The organism is Nocardioides imazamoxiresistens (genome assembly GCF_032378595.1).
GTDB classification, from domain to species: Bacteria; Actinomycetota; Actinomycetes; order Propionibacteriales; family Nocardioidaceae; genus Nocardioides; species Nocardioides imazamoxiresistens.
On record NZ_JAVYII010000001.1, the window covers coordinates 432813 to 449654 of the forward strand.

At 72.4% G+C, this 16842-nt stretch carries 13 protein-coding genes; 1 reads left to right on the forward strand and 12 read right to left on the reverse strand.

Features of this window, described 5'->3' with window-relative positions; genetic code table 11:
• Positions 1-20: 20 nt before the first annotated feature.
• The 12 genes from RDV89_RS02090 to rplM all read right to left on the reverse strand — a co-directional run bounded on the left by RDV89_RS02090 (position 21) and on the right by rplM (position 15070).
• Positions 21-2033, reverse strand: a complete 2013-nt coding sequence (locus RDV89_RS02090) for a TIGR03960 family B12-binding radical SAM protein (protein ID WP_315730880.1) — start codon at positions 2031-2033, stop codon at positions 21-23.
• 115 nt (positions 2034-2148) lie between these two features.
• Positions 2149-3351: a rod shape-determining protein RodA gene (gene rodA / locus RDV89_RS02095; RefSeq protein WP_315731514.1), complete on the reverse strand. Its 1203-nt coding sequence runs from the start codon at positions 3349-3351 to the stop codon at positions 2149-2151.
• A gap of 2 nt (positions 3352-3353) precedes the next feature.
• The gene (mrdA, locus tag RDV89_RS02100) at positions 3354-5486 is read right to left on the reverse strand and encodes a penicillin-binding protein 2 (protein WP_315730881.1); all 2133 of its coding nucleotides are present in this window, start codon (positions 5484-5486) and stop codon (positions 3354-3356) included.
• Between the two features lie 10 nt (positions 5487-5496).
• Positions 5497-6009 carry a rod shape-determining protein MreD gene (gene mreD, locus RDV89_RS02105; RefSeq protein ID WP_315730882.1) on the reverse strand — a complete coding sequence of 171 codons (513 nt, stop codon included), beginning with the start codon at positions 6007-6009 and terminating at the stop codon, positions 5497-5499.
• Complete coding sequence (mreC, locus tag RDV89_RS02110; RefSeq protein ID WP_315730884.1) at positions 6006-6998, reverse strand: rod shape-determining protein MreC; 993 nt, start codon at positions 6996-6998, stop codon at positions 6006-6008. The genes mreD and mreC overlap by 4 nt, the downstream gene beginning before the upstream one ends.
• Entirely contained in the window at positions 6998-8026 is a 1029-nt protein-coding gene (locus tag RDV89_RS02115; protein ID WP_315730886.1) for a rod shape-determining protein, read from the reverse strand. Before RDV89_RS02115 ends, mreC begins: the two co-directional genes overlap by 1 nt.
• A gap of 148 nt (positions 8027-8174) precedes the next feature.
• Positions 8175-9899 carry an ABC-F family ATP-binding cassette domain-containing protein gene (locus tag RDV89_RS02120; protein ID WP_315730888.1) on the reverse strand — a complete coding sequence of 575 codons (1725 nt, stop codon included), beginning with the start codon at positions 9897-9899 and terminating at the stop codon, positions 8175-8177.
• A 1-nt stretch (position 9900) separates the two neighbouring features.
• Positions 9901-10923, reverse strand: coding sequence for a GNAT family N-acetyltransferase (locus RDV89_RS02125; RefSeq protein WP_315730889.1), 1023 nt, complete (start codon positions 10921-10923; stop codon positions 9901-9903).
• A gap of 73 nt (positions 10924-10996) precedes the next feature.
• Positions 10997-12304, reverse strand: coding sequence for an RDD family protein (locus RDV89_RS02130; protein WP_315730891.1), 1308 nt, complete (start codon positions 12302-12304; stop codon positions 10997-10999).
• Between the two features lie 387 nt (positions 12305-12691).
• A complete protein-coding gene (gene glmM, locus RDV89_RS02135) occupies positions 12692-14044 on the reverse strand; it encodes a phosphoglucosamine mutase (RefSeq protein WP_315730893.1) in 1353 nt (450 codons plus the stop codon).
• 22 nt (positions 14045-14066) lie between these two features.
• Positions 14067-14579 carry a 30S ribosomal protein S9 gene (gene rpsI, locus RDV89_RS02140; RefSeq protein WP_438823251.1) on the reverse strand — a complete coding sequence of 171 codons (513 nt, stop codon included), beginning with the start codon at positions 14577-14579 and terminating at the stop codon, positions 14067-14069.
• A gap of 41 nt (positions 14580-14620) precedes the next feature.
• Positions 14621-15070, reverse strand: a complete 450-nt coding sequence (gene rplM, locus RDV89_RS02145; protein WP_315730896.1) for a 50S ribosomal protein L13 — start codon at positions 15068-15070, stop codon at positions 14621-14623.
• 381 nt (positions 15071-15451) lie between these two features.
• Here rplM and RDV89_RS02150 point away from each other — a divergent pair, with 381 nt between their 5' ends.
• On the forward strand, positions 15452-16759 hold the full coding sequence (locus RDV89_RS02150; protein WP_315730898.1) for a citrate synthase: 1308 nt from the start codon (positions 15452-15454) through the stop codon (positions 16757-16759).
• The last annotated feature ends 83 nt before the right edge of the window (positions 16760-16842 follow it).

The window sequence follows — 16842 nt, forward strand, 5'->3', positions numbered from 1 at the left end:
GTACCGCGACCCGAAGAGCCTCAGACCACCGAGAGCGGCAGCAGCTTGCGACCCGTGGGGCCGATCTGGATCTCGGTGTTCATCTCGGGGCACACGCCGCAGTCGTAGCAGGGTGTCCAGCGGCAGTCCTCGACCTCGACGTCGCTCGAGCCGTCGGCGACCCCGAGGGCGTCCTCCCAGTCGGCCCACAGCCAGTCCTTGTCGAGGCCGGAGTCGAGGTGGTCCCAGGGCAGGACCTCGTCGTAGCCGCGCTCGCGGGTGGTGAACCAGTCGAGGTCGACGCCGGTGCCGTCGAGGCCGCGCTCGGCAGCGGCGATCCAGCGGTCGTAGGAGAAGTGCTCGCTCCAGCCGTCGAAGCGGCCGCCGTCGCGCCAGGTCTCCTCGATGACCCGGCCGATCCGACGGTCACCGCGGGAGAGCAGTCCCTCGATCGTGCCGGGCTTGCCGTCGTGGTAGCGGAAGCCGATCGCGCGACCGAACTTCTTGTCCTCGCGCACGACCTCGCGCAGCTTGCGCAGCCGCTCGTCCGTCGTCTCGTGGTCGAGCTGCGCGGCCCACTGGAACGGGGTGTGCGGCTTGGGCACGAAGCCGCCGATCGAGACGGTGCAGCGGATGTCGTTGCGACCCGAGACCTCGCGGCCCTTCGCGATCACGCGCTTGGCCAGCTCGGCGATCTGCAGGACGTCCTCGTCGGTCTCGGTCGGCAGGCCGCACATGAAGTACAGCTTCACCTGCCGCCACCCGTGCGAGAACGCCGTCGAGACGGTGCGGATCAGGTCGTCCTCGGTGACCATCTTGTTGATCACCTTGCGCATCCGCTCGCTGCCGCCCTCCGGCGCGAACGTCAGGCCGGAGCGACGCCCGTTGCGGGAGAACTCGTTGGCCAGCGTGATGTTGAAGGCGTCGACGCGCGTCGAGGGCAGCGACAGCGACACGTTTGAGCCGTCGTAGCGGTCCGCCAGCCCCTTCGCCACGTCGCCGATCTCGGTGTGGTCGGCGCTCGAGAGCGAGAGCAGCCCGACCTCCTCGAAGCCCGACTTGCGGATGCCGTTCTCGACCATGTCGCCGATCGTCTCGATCGAGCGCTCGCGCACCGGCCGCGTGATCATGCCGGCCTGGCAGAAGCGGCAACCACGCGTGCAGCCGCGGAAGATCTCCACGCTGAACCGCTCGTGCACCGTCTCCGCGAGCGGCACCAGCGGCTTCGCCGGGTAGGGCCACGCGTCGAGGTCCATCAGCGTGTGCTTGCGCACCCGGTGCGGCACCCCGGCGATGTTCGGCGTGTACGCCCCGATGCTGCCGTCGGGCAGGTAGCTCACGTCGTAGAACTTCGGCACGTAGATGTTGCCCGTCACCGCCAGGCGGCGCAGGAGCTCGTCTCGCCCGCTCAGACCGAGCTCCTCGTTGCCGGGCATGCCCTGGCTCTTCCACTCGCGCACGACCTCGGAGATCGCGAGCACGACCTCCTCGCCGTCGCCGAGCACGGCGGCGTCGAGGAAGTCCGCAACCGGCTCCGGGTTGAACGCCGCGTGGCCGCCGGCGAGGACGACCGGGTCCTCCTCCGTGCGGTCGACCGCGTGCAGCGGGATGCCCGCCAGGTCGAGCGCGGTCAGCATGTTCGTGTAGCCGAGCTCGGTCGAGAAGCTCAGGCCGAAGACGTCGAACGAGCGCACCGGGCGGTGCGCGTCGACGGTGAACTGCGGGATCGGGCCCTGCTCGTCGCCGGCGCGCAGCACGGCCTCCATGTCGGGCCACACCGAGTAGGTGCGTTCCGCGACGATCCAGTCCCGCTCGTTGAGCACTTCGTAGAGGATCTGGACGCCCTGGTTGGGCAGGCCGACCTCGTACGCGTCCGGGTACATCAGCGCCCAGCGCACCGTCGGGCCCGTGCCGGCCTGCTCGCCGCAGTCCCAGTCCTTGACGGTCGAGTTGAGCTCGCCGCCGACGTACTGGATCGGCTTCGAGACGCCGGGGAGCCGAGGCTCCAGCCGGGCGAAGACGGAGGCGGGGGCGGATGCTGCGACGGAGGGCACGGGGCAACCTTCGTGGTCGGGGACGCGGTGCAGGTGGCGTGATCGCCGACGTCAAGGGTACGGCGTACCGGCCCCAGCGCCCACACGCGCGAACGCCCGGAGCGCCGAGCGAGCCTCAGGCCGCGCCGCGCGCGCCGTTGCGCAGGTGGATGCTCTGCAGCACGCCCACGGCGAGCATGCCGGCGAACAGCGACGAGCCGCCGTAGGAGACGAACGGCAGCGGCACGCCGGTGACCGGCATGATCCCGAGGCACATGCCGACGTTCTGGAACGCCTGGAAGCCGAACCAGCAGGCGATGCCGCCCGCGGCCACGCGACCGAACGCGTCGTCGGAGCCCGCCGAGATCCGCAGCGCGCGCCACACCACGACGCACAGCAGCGCGACGACGAGGCCGGCGCCGATCAGGCCCAGCTCCTCCCCCGCCACCGTGAAGATGAAGTCCGTCTGCTGCTCGGGCACGAAGCCCGACTGCGTCTGCGAGCCGTTGAACAGCCCCTGGCCGGTCAGACCGCCGTTGCCGATGGCGATGCGCGCCTGCTCGACGTTGTAGCCAGCGCCGCGCGGGTCGAGGTCCGGGTTCGTGAACGCCAGGAACCGGTCGACCTGGTAGGGCTTCAGCAGCCCCGCCGCGACCGCACCGACCGACACGAGCACGCCCGCGCCCAGCAGACCCGCCAGCCACGGTCGGGGGGCGCCGGCGACGGCGAGCACGCCGAGCACCGTCGCGGTCAGCACCAGCATGGTGCCGAGGTCGGGCTGGGCGAGGATCAGCAGCGCGGGCAGCCCGGCGACCGCCAGCATCGCGACGACCTCGCGGCCGCCGATCGAGCGCCGCCACACGCCGCCGGTGCGCTCGGCCACGATCAGCGCCATCCCGATCACCACGGCCAGCTTGGCGAACTCGGCCGGCTGCACCGACATGCCGCCGACCTGCACCCACGAGCGCGATCCGTTGATCGTCGACCCCATGATCAGCACCAGCACGAGCCCGATGATCGAGACCACGTAGACCAGCGGCGCCAGGATCCGCAGCCAGCGCTGGTCGGTGGCCACCGCGACCACCATCAGCACGACGCCGAGGGCGATGTTGACGAGGTGGCGACGCAGGTACGCCGTCGAGTCGTCGCCGACGAGCGCCTCGCGCGTCGCGGTGGCCGACCACACGAGCAGCGTGCCGACGACCAGCAGCGCGACGACCGCGCCGACGAGGACCCAGTCGAGGCCGGGCACCCGGGTACGCGTGGGCCGGCGCAGCGGGGTGGGACGGTTGAGGGGCCGGGTGACGGGGCGGCTGACGGGCCGGCTCGCGGTGCGCATGCTCACTGCTGCTCCTGCGGGTCGCGCGCGGGCGGCAGGATCGAGCCGTCCTCGGTGAAGTTCGGCAACGCGGAGGTGGCCACGACGCCCGGGATGGCGGCCTTCGACGGGTCGAACGTCTCGCCCTCGACGCCGTAGAGCGCCTCCCAGATCGCGCGGACGGCCGGGCCCGAGGTGCCGGAGCCGGTGCCGCCCTGCGACACCATCATCACGACGACGTAGTCGTCGGAGTAGGACGCGACCCACGAGGTCGACTGCTTGCCGTAGACCTCGGCCGAGCCCGTCTTGGAGCGGATGTTGACGTCGTCGAGCGGGAAGCCGCCCATCCGCCACGCCATCGTGCCGTCACGGGTGACGCCCTCCAGCGCGGTGTCGATGTAGCCGAACACCTCCGGCGGCAGGTCGACGGTCGAGGCCACGGTCGGCTCGATCTCGCGCACGACCTGGCCCTCGGGGCTCACCACGGCCTTGGCCACGCGGGGCTCGTAGAGCGTGCCGCCGTTGGCCAGCGCACCGTAGGCCACCGCCAGCTGGAGCGGGGTGACGATCGTGTCGCCCTGCCCGATCGAGAAGTTCACGGCGTCGCCGGCGCGGTAGGCGTACCCCTCCGCGCAGAACTCGCGCGCGAAGCGGTGCTGGAAGTCGTTGCCGTCCTCCTCGGCGAGCGTGCAGTAGTAGTCCTTCTGCGCCTCGTAGTACTCCTGCTTCCACGCCCGGTCCGCGATGCGGCCCGAGGCCTCGCCCGGCACGTCGATGCCGGTCGCGGTGCCGAAGCCGAAGTCCTTGGCCTCCTCGACCAACGGGTCGAAGGCGTCCACGTCGGAGACGTCGGAGCCGTACTGCGCCCAGTAGTCGTAGCCGATGCGGTAGAAGAACGTGTTGCACGAGACCTCGAGCGCGCGGGCGAACGAGATGGACCCGTAGGCGCCCGACTCGTAGTTCTTGAAGTCGCGGTTGCCGACCCGGAAGGCCGACGAGCAGTTCAGGTTCGTGTCGGTGGAGTAGCCATTGGTCAGCGCCCCCGCCGTGACGAACGGCTTCCAGGTCGAGCCCGGCGCGAACTGGCCCTGCGTGGCCCGCGAGAGCAGCGGGGTGCCGGCCTCCTCGGAGTACAGCTGCTCCAGGTCCCCGGTGGAGATCCCGCCGACCCAGACGCCGGGGTCGTACGTCGGCTGGCTCGCCGAGGCGACCACCCGTCCGGTGTCGGCCTCCAGCACCACGACCGCGCCCGAGTCGGCGACGTAGTTGCGACCCGTCACCTCGTCGCGGGTGGCGCGGGCGGTCTCGATCGTCGAGGCAAGCTGCTGCTCGACCACCGACTGCACCTGCGCGTCCAGCGAGGTCACCAACGTGTCGCCGGGCGTCGCCTCGATCGTCGAGTCGTCGCCGATCACCCGGCCCATCGAGTCGACGGCGACGCGCTGGTAGCCGGGCATGCCGCGCAACCACTGGTCGTACTGCTGCTCCACGCCAGCGCGGCCGACCACCGAGGCGCCGTTGACCGAGCGGTCGTCGGCGTCCTCCGCGGCGTCGAGCTCGCTCTCCGTGATCGGGCTGAGGTAGCCGAGCAGGTGGGCGGCGTTCACGCCGTAGGGCGACGGGTAGGAGCGCACGGTCTCCTCCACGGCCACGACGGCCGGGTAGTCCTCCGGCTGCTCCTGGATCTGCAGCGCGACCCCGCGCTCGACGTCCACCGCGACGGGCACCGGCTGGTAGGGCGAGCCGTTCCAGCACTCCCCCGCCACCGCGTCGCCCGACGTGCAGTCGAGCAGGCGCGCCTCGACGGCCGCGCGCTCCAGACCGAGCAGGCCGGCGACCCGGTCGAGCACCGCGCCCGCGGCGTCGTCGTCGAGGCGGCCCAGCGTCGTGCGGTCGACGCTGATCGTCCACGCGGTGCGGTTGGCGACCAGCGGGCGGCCCTGCGCGTCGACGATGAGGCCGCGCTGCGGCTGCACGACGATGTCGCGCACCGACTGCGAGGCGGCCTGCGCCTGGTACGCCTCACCGTCCAGCACCTGCACGAACCACAGGCGCGCGAAGAGCGTGCCGAACAGCGCCAGCACGAGCGCCTGCACGACCACCAGCCGCAGCCGGCTGCGGCGGGCGCCGGGCGCCTCCGAGGTCCCGGCGCTCATCGAGCCCACCTCACAGCAGCCTCCGCTGCGGCTCCAGCCGCGTCAGCAGGAGCAGCATCGGCAGCAGCACCAGGGGCGCGAGCACGATGTCGCTGAGGACCCCGGCGCCCACGGCGCCGAGCACGTCCAGCACGGGCACGCCCGGATCGCTCAGCACGACGCCGAGCAGCGCGAAGACCGAGGAGCCCACGAAGGAGGCGACCGCCGCGGTGACCAGCACGACCGGCACGGTCGGGCGCTCGTCGCGGCGCACGCTGCCCGCGAGGTAGCCCACCACCAGCAGCGCCAGCGCCCAGCGGCCCACGACGTGGTCCGACGGCGGCGCGAGGTCGAGGGCCAGGCCGGCGCAGAAGCCGAGGACGACCCCCGTGTACGCCCCGCGGGTCAGCGCCCCGGCGATCACGACGAGCAGCACCAGGTTCGGCACCACCCCGCGCCACGACAGGTGCGGGACGAGGGCGGCCTGCAGCACGATCGCGGCGAGGACCGCGACGGCGACGACGGTGTTGCGGGCGGCGGTCACCGGATGCTCCCGTCGGGCTGGAGGACGCCGCGGTCGCCGCTCGTGCCGTCCGGCACGACGACCCCCACGACGTCGAGGGTGCTGAAGTCAACGTAGGGCTCGATCACCGCACGCTGCGTCGTGTCGCGCGGCGTCGAGAACAGCTCGGAGACCGTGCCGATCGGGATGCCGGCGCGGTAGGGGCCGCCGTTCTCGCTGCCCCAGGTCAGCACCGCGTCGCCCTCGGCGGGCACGGCGCTCGGGTCGACGAGCTCGAGGTCGAGCCGGTTCGGCGAGTCGAGGCGGCCGCGGCCGGTCAGGAAGCCGACCTCCTGCGAGCGCCCCACCCGGGCGCCGACGGTGGAGTCGGCATCGACGACCAGCAGCACCGTCGCCGTCGTGCGGGTCGCGGCGATGACCCGGCCGACCAGGCCGTCGGCCGCCACGACCGTCATGTCGGTGTCGACGCCCGACGACGTGCCGGCGTCGATCGTCACGGTGCGGTTGAACGTCTGCGCGGAGCCCAGCGCGACCACCCGGGCCGGCACGAGGCTCATCTGCTGGGTGCCGGCGGCCGCGAGCAGCTCGTCGTACGCGTCCAGGCGCGCGCGGTCGGCGTCCGACCCGGCGGCCTCGCGCCGCAGCTCGGCGTTCTCCGCCTCCAGCGCGGCGACCTCCTCGCGCAGCCCGCCGTTGGTGCGGAACCAGTCCGGCACCGCGGTCAGCGGGCGTACCAGCGTCGCGGCGCCCGACTCCAGCGGTCCGACGACCTCGCCCACGACCCCGCGGGCGGCGTCGACCGGCGAGTCGTCGCCGCCGAGGTGGTCGATGCTCATGATCGAGACGCTGGCGACGACCAGCGCGGCGACCAGCAGCCGGGGCGGACGGCGCTCGAGCGTGTCGCCCGGCGACCAGCCGACCGTCAGCGCCCAGCCGCGACGACGCGGACGCGGACGACCCGGGCCTCGCTCGTCGTTGCGCGCCGGGGGCAGGGGGGTGCGCAGGGCCATCAGTACCTCCGGCGGTCCGAGACCAGGACCGCCTGCAGGGCCTCGAACTCCTCCACGCAGCGGCCCGCGCCGACCGCGACGGAGCTGAGCGGGTCGTCGGCCACGTGCACCGGCATGCCCGTCTCGTGGCGCAGCCGGTCGTCGAGGCCGCGCAGCAGGGCGCCGCCGCCGGTCAGCACGATGCCGCGGTCCATGATGTCGCCGGCCAGCTCGGGCGGGGTCTGGTCGAGCGTGACGCGCACAGCGTCGACGATCTCGGCGACCGACTCCTCCAGCGCGTGGCGGATCTCGGAGGCGTTGACGGTGACCGTGCGCGGCAGGCCGGAGACGAGGTCGCGGCCGCGGATGTCGACGTCCGGCTCGTCGTGGGAGGGGAACGCGGAGCCGACGGTCTGCTTGATCTCCTCGGCGGTGCGCTCGCCCAGCAGCAGCGAGTGCTCCTTCTTCATCCACGCGATGACGGCCTGGTCGAGGTCGTCGCCCGCGGTGCGGATGCTCAGCGAGGTGACGATGCCGCCCAGCGAGATCACGGCGACCTCGGTGGTGCCGCCGCCGACGTCGACGACCATGTTGCCGGTCGCCTCGTGCACCGGCAGCCCGGCGCCGATCGCGGCCGCCATCGGCTCCTCGACGATGTAGACCCGCCGGGCGCCGGCCTGGTAGCCGGCCTCCTTGACCGCCCGCTGCTCGACCGCGGTGATGCCGCTGGGCACGCACACGACGAGGCGGGGCTTGGCGAGGTAGCGGCGCTTGTGCACGCCGCGGATGAACGTGCGCAGCATCTGCTCGCACGCCTCGAAGTCGGCGATCACGCCGTCCTTGAGGGGGCGGATGGGCATGATCGTGTCCGGGGCGCGACCGATCATCCGCTTGGCCTCGTGGCCGACCGCGACGATGTCCTGGGTGGCGGTGTTCAGCGCGACGACCGACGGCTCGTCGAGCAGCACGCCCTTGCCGCGCACGTAGACCAACGTGTTGGCAGTGCCGAGGTCGACCGCCATGTCGCGGCCGATGATGCCTCTCATCATGGGGAAGACGCCTTCGCTCTGGGCGGACCTCGCGGCCCTGTGGGGAAGTTCGGGGACGCGACGAGCAGCCGCACCCGAGCCACGAGAGTAGGAGCGCGAGCGCGCCGCAGCGGGGAGCCACGCCGGTACGCCGCCCGTGGCGCGCCGCTCAGCGGGCCCGGGCGACCCGCCCCTCGTCCCACACGGGCTCCGCGGCCTCGTAGACCTCCCCGTCCGCGCCGTAGACCAGGAACCGGTCGAAGCCGCGCGCGAACCACCGGTCGTGGGTCACCGCCAGGACCGTGCCCTCGAAGGCCGCCAGGCCCTGCTCCAGCGCGTCCGCCGAGGCGACGTCGAGGTTGTCGGTCGGCTCGTCGAGCAGCAGCAGCGTCGCGCCGCCCAGCTCGAGCAGCAGGATCTGGAACCGCGCCTGCTGCCCGCCCGACAGCGCGTCGAACGACTGGTCCGCGCTCGCGGCCAGCTCGTAGCGGTCCAGCACGCGTGCCGCCTCCTCGCGCGTGCGCCCCGCGCGCCCGTGCGGGGTGCCGTCGCCGCGGTGCAGGATCTCGGTCAGCGTTCGACCGCTCAGCTCCGGGTGCTCGTGGGTCTGCACGAACCAGCCGGGGCGCACGCGCGCGCCCAGGCGTACCCGCCCCGTGTGCGCGACCGGCTCCGGCGCGTGCCCGTCGACCGGCAGCTGGTAGGGCTCCGGGTCCGTGCCGCCGGCGGCCAGCAGGCGCAGGAAGTGCGACTTGCCCGAGCCGTTGGAGCCGAGCACGGCGACGCGCTCGCCGTACCAGACCTCCAGGTCGAAGGGCCGCATCAGGCCGGTGAGGCCGAGCTGCTCGGCGACCACGGCCCGCTTGCCGGTACGCCCGCCGCGCAGCCGCATCGTCACCTGCTGCTCGCGGGGCTGGGCGGTCGGCGGGCCCGCCTCGACGAACTTGCGCAGCCGGGTCTGGGCGGCCTTGTACTGCCCCGACATGCCGTCGTTGTACTCCGACTTCACGCGCAGCCGGTGCACCAGCGCCTTCAGCTTCTCGTGCTCCTCGTCCCAGCGGCGGCGCAGCTCCTCGAAGCGGGCGAACCGGTCGCGGCGCGCGTCGTGGTAGCTCGCGAAGCCCGCCGGGTGCGTCCACACCGAGTTGCCCGCGCCCGCCGAGCCCAGCTCGACGGTGACGACCCGCGTCGCCGCATTCGCGAGCAGCTCGCGGTCGTGGCTGACGAACAGCACCGTCTTCGGGCTCGCCGCGAGACGCTCCTCCAGCCAGCGCTTGCCCGGCACGTCGAGGTAGTTGTCCGGCTCGTCGAGCAGCAGGACCTCGTCGGGCCCGCGCAGCAGGTGCTCGAGCACCAGCCGCTTCTGCTCGCCGCCCGAGAGCGTGCGCAGCGTGCGGTGCCGCGCCCGCTCGTACGGGGTGCCCAGCGCGGCGACCGTGCAGGCGTCCCACGTGACCTCGAGGTCGTAGCCGCCGACGTCGGCGTAGTCGGCCAGCGCCGTGGCGTAGCGCAGCTGCGTCGGCTCGTCGTCGGTCTCCATCAGCGCCAGCTCGCACGCCTCGACGGCCGCCACCGCGGCCTGGATAGGTGCAGGCGCCACCGAGACCAGCAGGTCGGCGACCGTCGGGTCCTCGACCGCCTCGCCGTCGGCGCGGCGCACCACGCCCTGGCCGACGAACTGGCGCATCACGCCGAGGCCGCCGGTGCGGGTCACCGTGCCCGCGTGGGGCGCCAGGTCGCCCGTGACGATGCGCAGCAGGGTCGTCTTGCCGGCGCCGTTCGCGCCGACCAGCGCGACCTTCTCGCCGTCGCCGACCCGGAAGCCGACGTCGGCGAGCAGCACCCGGCCGTCCGGCAGCTCGTAGCGGACGCCCGCCAGCTCGACGTGCCCCACCTCAGAGCACCTTCTGCAGCTCCAGGGACGTCTCCACGACCCGGAAGCCCATCGCCCGGTTGACCTCGAGCATGTTGACGTTGTCCTCCGCGTTCCACGTCACGACCTGCGCGGCGTCCGGCCACACCTCGGCCGCCCGTCGCAGGTTGGCCACCTTCAGGGCCACACCCAGACGGTGACCGCGGTGGTCGCGGCGCACGATCGTGCTCCACTGCTGCAGCCGCGCGTCCGGCTCGCTGCTGCGCCACAGCTCGGTCAACGCGACGACCTCGCCGTCGGCGTCCAGCGCGGCGGTCGAGACGTTGGTGCGTCCCTGCGCCCGCGACTGCGCCTCCTTGCCGCGCCACGTGGAGACCTCCGCGTCCTGCGGCTCGATCTCCAGGTCGCCCGTCGGGGCCTCGACGTCGACGATCGCGTCGAGCTGGGCGTAGGAGGCGACGAACTCGTCGGGCACGGGCCCCGAGAAGGTGCGCAGCGAGTACGCCTCGTGGTGCGGCGCCGCGGCCTCCGCCAGGGCGTCGAGCAGTCGCGGGTCGACGGGCAGGTCCAGACGGCTCTGCAGGTCGACCAGCCCCACGGCGTACCCGTGCGAGCGGGCGAACGCCTCGCCGCCGAGGTCTACGCCGCCCTCCCCCGGGCCCCGGTGCACCGAGGCGAAGACACGCGAGCGGCCGAGGTCGGTGGCGATCCGTTCCTGCGCGGCGAGCAGCGCGGCGCCCACGCCGCGACGGCGGTGCTCCGGGAGCACCAGGCAGTCGACGTCGACCGTGGTCAGGTTGTCGAGCAGCGGCAGGGTCATCAGCCCCGCGCCGACCAGCTGGCCGTCGACCGTCGCGCTGAGCGCGGTGCGGCGCTGGTCGGGCCGGTCCGTCGCGAGCGTCGCGCGCATCTGCGCCAGGGACCACGGGTTGGAGGTCGTCGGGCGGCCGTAGCAGGCCGCGGCGACGTAGACCGCGTGCCAGGCGGGGACGTCCTCGTCGAAGGTCGGCGACGTCGGGTCGACCACGTCGATGTCGATGGGCATGGCTCCCACCCTAGGAAGCGCGACGGCCCCCCGCGACCGAGTTTCGCGGGGGGCCGTGCGGTGGTGCTGCTGCTCAGATCTCCTCGACGACGACGTGGCGGTCGCCCATCCGGATCTTGTCGCCGGCGCGCACCGGGGCCTGCTCGCCCGGGCGCACCAGGATCTCCTGACCGTCGCGCACGATGGCGACGCCGTTGGTGGAGTTGAGGTCCTCGACCGTCAGCTCCTCGCCCGAGCGGCTGAACGCGGCGTGCGACTTCGACAGGCTGCGACCCGGGTCGTCCAGGGCGTGCGCGACGCCGCCGGCGTTGTCGGCCGGGGCGCGGCCCACGACGAGACGGTCGGCGCGCGGCAGCACGGCGCCGGTGTCGAGCACGAGGCGCACCAGCTTGGCGCGCTCGCCACCGATCGGCGTGGTCACGCGGGTGCTGTCCTCGAGCGGCTCGGACGGCGGGGCCGGGGGCGCGCCCCACGTGCCGGAGTCGGACGACGGGGCGGGCGTGCCCCACGCGGGGGTCGGCGCGGGCGCCGGCTCGGCGGACTGACCGCGGTCGTAGCCCTGGTCGTAGCCCTGCTCGCCGGTCTGCCCGTAGCCCTGCTCGCCGGTCTGGCCGTAGGGCGGCGGGGGCGGGTAGGAGCCCTGGTCGTAGGAGCTCTGGCCGTAGGAGTCCTGGGGCTTGTCCTGCTGGCCGTAGTCCTGCTGCCCGTAGCTCTGCTGGCCGTAGTCCTGCTGGCCGTAGTCCTGCTGGCCGTAGTCCTGCTGGCCGTAGCTCTGCTGGCCGTAGTCCTGCTGACCGTAGTCCTGCTGACCGTAGCTCTGCTGGCCGTAGTCCTGCTGACCGTAGCTCTGGTCCTGGTTGCCCTGGGCGCCGGCCGCGCCGCGCGACTTGGTCCGGACGACGATGCTGCCGACCGCCTTGTCGTGCCAGTTCCGCTTCTTCGGGTCGCTGGAAGAGGTCACCGCGCTGATGACGGCGGGGATGAAGCAGACGCTGAAGAGCAGGCTGCGGATGATCTGGCGCAGGAAGGCCTTGCCGAAGCCGATCGGCTGGTGGGTCTGCTCGCCCAGCGTGCTGAGACCCATGGCCTTCTTGCCGATCGAGGCGCCCTTGGAGCCCTCGAGGTAGATGTTGCCCAGCGCGAGCACGATGGTGAGCAGCGCACCGATACCCACCCACAGCATCGCGTCGGCGACCGCGTCGGGGTCCGAGAGGTTCGGGATGATGAAGATGCCGTACACGATCCAGGTCGGCAGGGCCGGCAGGAATCCGTCGATCAGCAGCGCGACGAGCCGCGTGCCGAGCGGGCCGTACTCGAGACCGGCGTCCTGGTCGCCGTACCCGCTCCCGCCCCCGTAGGCCGGGTATGCGTCGTAACTCATCGCTGGGCTCTCCCCTCGGAAAGTGGTGACCACGTCTGGGCGCAGAGTGCCAGACGGCACCGAAGCGCGGGAGGTACTTCCCCTCCGCGCCCCACCGAAACCGCCGTCCCCCCGTCGAGTTGCGGGTTGCGCCGCGTGCGGGAGCACGGGCGGGGGCGGACCGGGAGAAACCGCGGACCGACCGAGCCCGGCAGTCGCCCGGAGTCCGCGTTCTCCCGAGCGCCGTCCGCGTTCTCCTGCGCCAGCCGACGCGCGTACCGCGGCACAACCCGCAACTCGACGCGCGTACCGCGGCACATCCCGCAACTCGGCGCGCGTACCGCGGCACAACCCGCAACTCGGCGCACGTACCGCGGCACAACGCGCAGCTCGGCGCGGGATCGCGGGTCAGAGGGAGAGGCGCTCGCGTACGACGTCGGCGAGGCGTTCGGCGACGGCGCGGGCCTCGGCGTCCGTGGGCGCCTCGACCATCACGCGCACCAGCGCCTCGGTGCCCGAGGGGCGCAGGAGGATCCGGCCGGTCTCGCCGAGCCGGCCCTGCTCCTCGACGACGGCCGCCTGCAGCACCTCGTCGTCGGTGCGGGCCTTGTCGACACCGGGCACGTTGACCAGCACCTGCGGCATCCGGGTCATCACGCCGGCGAGCTCGGCGAGCGAGCTGCCCGTCCGTGCCATCCGCTGGGCGACCTGCAGCGCGGTCAGCAGCCCGTCGCCGGTCGTGGCGTGCCGGCTGAGGATGACGTGCCCGGACTGCTCGCCACCGAGCACCCGACCGGACGCGTTCATCTCCTCGAGCACGTAGCGGTCGCCGACCTGCGTCGCGACGACGTCCACGCCGTGGGCGCGCAGCGCGCGGGTGAAGCCGAGGTTGCTCATCACGGTTGCCACGACCGTGTCGCCGGCCAGCTGACCGGTCTCCTTCAGCGCGAGCGCGAGGACGGCCAGGATCTGGTCGCCGTCGACGACCTCGCCGTCGGCGTCCACGGCCAGGCAGCGGTCGGCGTCGCCGTCGAGCGCGAACCCGGCGTCGGCGCCGTGGGCGCGCACCGCGGCGCGCAGCGGCTCCAGGTGCGTCGAACCGCACCCGTCGTTGATGTTGAGGCCGTCGGGCGAGGCGTGGATCGCCACCACCTCGGCGCCCGCGGCGCGCAGCGCGGCCGGGCCGACCTCGCTGGCCGCGCCCTCGGCGCAGTCCAGCACGAGCTTCAGGCCCTGCAGCGGGGCGTCGAGCGTCGAGGCCAGGTGGGCGACGTACTCGTCCCCGCCCTGGGGGTACGCCGTGACGCGCCCGACCGCCGCACCCGTCGGGCGGTCCCACGGCTCGCGCAGGCGCGCCTCGATGGCGCGCTCGACGGCGTCGTCGAGCTTGACGCCGCCACGGGCCAGGAACTTGATGCCGTTGTCGGGCATCGGGTTGTGCGACGCCGAGAGCATCACGCCGAGGTCGGCGTCGAGCGCGTCGGTCAGGTGCGCGACCGCCGGGGTCGGCAGGACCCCGAGCAGGAGCACGTCGACCCCGGCCGAGGCCAGGCCGGCGACGACCGCGGCCTCGAGGAACTGCCCCGAGACGCGGGTGTCGCGACCGACCACGGCCAGGGGCCGCGACCCGTCGGCGTGGGTGAGCTCGCCCGCCTCGGCGAGCACGTGGGCTGCAGCAACGGAAAGGTCCAGGGCCAGCTCAGCGGTGAGAACACCGTTGGCCAGGCCCCGGACCCCGTCCGTGCCGAAGAGGCGCGTCATGCAGTGCAGACAGCCGGCGCGATCAGCGCTTGCTGAACTGCGGAGCCTTGCGGGCCTTCTTGAGACCGGCCTTCTTGCGCTCGATGACGCGGGCGTCGCGACGCAGCAGCCCGGCCTTCTTGAGCGAGGGACGGTTGGCCTCGACGTCGACCGCGTTCAGCGCGCGGGCCACGCCCAGGCGCAGCGCGCCGGCCTGGCCGGTGATGCCGCCGCCGTGGATGCGGGCGATGACGTCGAAGCGGCCCTCCAGCTGGGTGTTCGCGAACGGCTCGTTCACGACCTGCTGGTGCAGCTTGTTCGGGAAGTACGAGTCGAGGGTGCGGCCGTTGATGGTCCACACGCCGGTGCCCGGCACGATGCGGACGCGGGCGACGGCCTCCTTGCGACGGCCGGTGGCCGCGGCGGGGGCGATGGTGGCGACACGCTCAGGAGCGTCGGCGCTCGGGGCGCTCTCGCTGCTGTAGGCGACGCCCTGCTCGTTGACCTCGTAGGTCTCCTCGACCTCGGTCTCGGAAGTGCTCACGGTGTTCCTCACTGATCCTGGGAAGTCTGGGTGCGCGGTGGTCGACAGCGGGCTCAGCGGCCCTGCTTGACCTGACCGATCTCGAACGGCTTGGCCTGCTGGGCGGCGTGCGGGTGCTCGGGACCCGAGTAGACCTTCAGCTTCTTGAGCTGCTGGCGGCCCAGACGGTTCTTGGGGAGCATGCCCCACACGGCCTTCTCGATCGCCTTGCGCGCGTCCTTCTCCAGGAGCTCACCGATCGGGGTGGCGGAGAGACCGCCCGGGTAGCCCGAGTGGCGGTAGGCGAACTTGGTGGTCTTCTTCGTGCCGGACAGCGCGACCTTCTCCGCGTTCACGACGATGACGAAGTCACCGGTGTCGGCGTTGGGCGCGAACTGCGGCTTGTGCTTGCCACGCAGGAGATTCGCGACCTGGACGGAGAGCCGACCCAGGACGACGTCGGTGGCGTCGATGACGAGCCACTCGCGCTGGATGTCAGCGGGCTTCGGGGCGTACGTACGCACAGTGAGCCAACTTCCTCGTTCGTTGGTCCCGGCAGGAGGATTCGTGCCGGGTGGTGGTTCCACGTCCTCTGACGAACACTGCCCGGCTTCACCGACCCTCGCGGGGCGGCCGTCCGGATCTGCACCGTGACCGTTCACCCCGGGGGACCCGGGCGACCACGACGCGGCAGGAGACGCGACCGCAAAGACTACGCAGGGGTGCGCGGGGGGTCAAAACGGTGCGACGGCGGCCTCGCACACGGTGCGTACCCGCCGGTAACCCAGCCCCACCTGAGAGGGTCCTGACCAGAGGGCTAGGTTAGGCGACGATCCCATCCGGCAGGCAGGGCGCGCGTCGCACACAGGCGGCCGCCGCCGCCGCACGCACCGACAGGAGTGGACGTGACCGACGCAGGAACTCCGGGCGCCTCCCTGACCATCCGCGACAACCGCACCGGCCAGGAGTACGACGTCCCCATCGTCGACGGCACCATCCGCGCCGGCGACCTGGGCAAGATCAGGGCCGCCGACGACGAGCCGGGACTGGCCGTCTACGACCCCGGCTTCACCAACACGGCCTCGTGCCGCAGCTCGGTGACCTACATCGACGGCGACCAGGGCATCCTGGAGTACCGCGGCTACCCGATCGAGCAGCTCGCCGAGGGCTCCTCGTTCCTCGAGGTGGCCTACCTCCTCGTGCACGGCGAGCTGCCCACCAAGGAGCAGTACGACGCGTGGGAGCACGAGATCACCTTCCACACGTTCGTCCACGAGAACGTGAAGACGCTGATGCAGGGCTTCCGCTACGACGCGCACCCGATGGGGATGCTGATGTCGTCGGTGGGGGCCCTCTCGACGTTCTACCCCGCGGCGCGCGACATCGGCGACGCGGAGAACCGCCACATGCAGATCGTGCGGATGATCGCGAAGATGCCGACGCTCGGCGCGTGGTCGTTCCGTCACGCGCAGGGCAAGCCGTACGTGTACCCGGACAACGACCTGTCCTACACGGCCAACTTCCTCTCGATGCTCTTCAAGATGAGCGAGGCGAAGTACGAGCCCGACGAGCGCCTGGTCAAGGCCCTCGACACCCTCTTCATCCTCCACGCCGACCACGAGCAGAACGCCTCGGCGAACGCGGTGCGGGCCGTCGGCTCCACCCAGGTCGACCCGTACGCGGCCGTCTCCTCCGGCATCGGCGCGCTCTTCGGCCCGCTGCACGGCGGCGCCAACGAGGCCGTCCTGCGGATGCTCAAGCGCATCGGCTCGAAGGAGAACATCCCGGCGTTCATCGACGGGGTGAAGGAGGGCAACGAGCGCCTCATGGGCTTCGGCCACCGGGTCTACAAGAACTACGACCCGCGTGCCCGGATCATCAAGAAGGCCGCCGACGACGTCTTCGAGGTCACCGGGGTCAACCCGCTGCTCGAGATCGCCCTGGAGCTCGAGAAGATCGCGCTCGAGGACGAGTACTTCGTCAAGCGCAAGCTCTACCCCAACGTGGACTTCTACTCCGGCCTGATCTACGAGGCCCTCGAGTTCCCGCCGGAGATGTTCACGGTCCTGTTCGCGATCGGGCGTACGCCCGGCTGGCTCGCGCAGTGGAGCGAGCTCGTGCAGGACAAGGAGCAGAAGATCGCGCGCCCCAAGCAGATCTACACGGGCGACCGCGGCCTGGACTTCGTCCCCGCGTCGAAGCGCTGGGCCTGACGCAGCGCGGCGGCCCCGCCGCCGCAGCCTGACCGGCCCCCTCGTGGCCCGGTGCCGACCGGCACCGGGCCACGAGTGTGTCT

Excerpts from the sequence above, each read along its gene's own strand:
- glmM (WP_315730893.1), bottom strand. The coding sequence starts at position 14,044 with ATGACGCGCCTCTTCGGCACGGACGGGGTCCGGGGCCTGGCCAACGGT.
- RDV89_RS02130 (WP_315730891.1), bottom strand. The coding sequence starts at position 12,304 with ATGAGTTACGACGCATACCCGGCCTACGGGGGCGGGAGCGGGTACGGC.
- mrdA (WP_315730881.1), bottom strand. The coding sequence starts at position 5,486 with ATGAGCGCCGGGACCTCGGAGGCGCCCGGCGCCCGCCGCAGCCGGCTG.
- mreC (WP_315730884.1), bottom strand. The coding sequence starts at position 6,998 with ATGGCCCTGCGCACCCCCCTGCCCCCGGCGCGCAACGACGAGCGAGGC.
- rodA (WP_315731514.1), bottom strand. The coding sequence starts at position 3,351 with ATGCGCACCGCGAGCCGGCCCGTCAGCCGCCCCGTCACCCGGCCCCTC.
- RDV89_RS02115 (WP_315730886.1), bottom strand. The coding sequence starts at position 8,026 with ATGATGAGAGGCATCATCGGCCGCGACATGGCGGTCGACCTCGGCACT.
- RDV89_RS02125 (WP_315730889.1), bottom strand. The coding sequence starts at position 10,923 with ATGCCCATCGACATCGACGTGGTCGACCCGACGTCGCCGACCTTCGAC.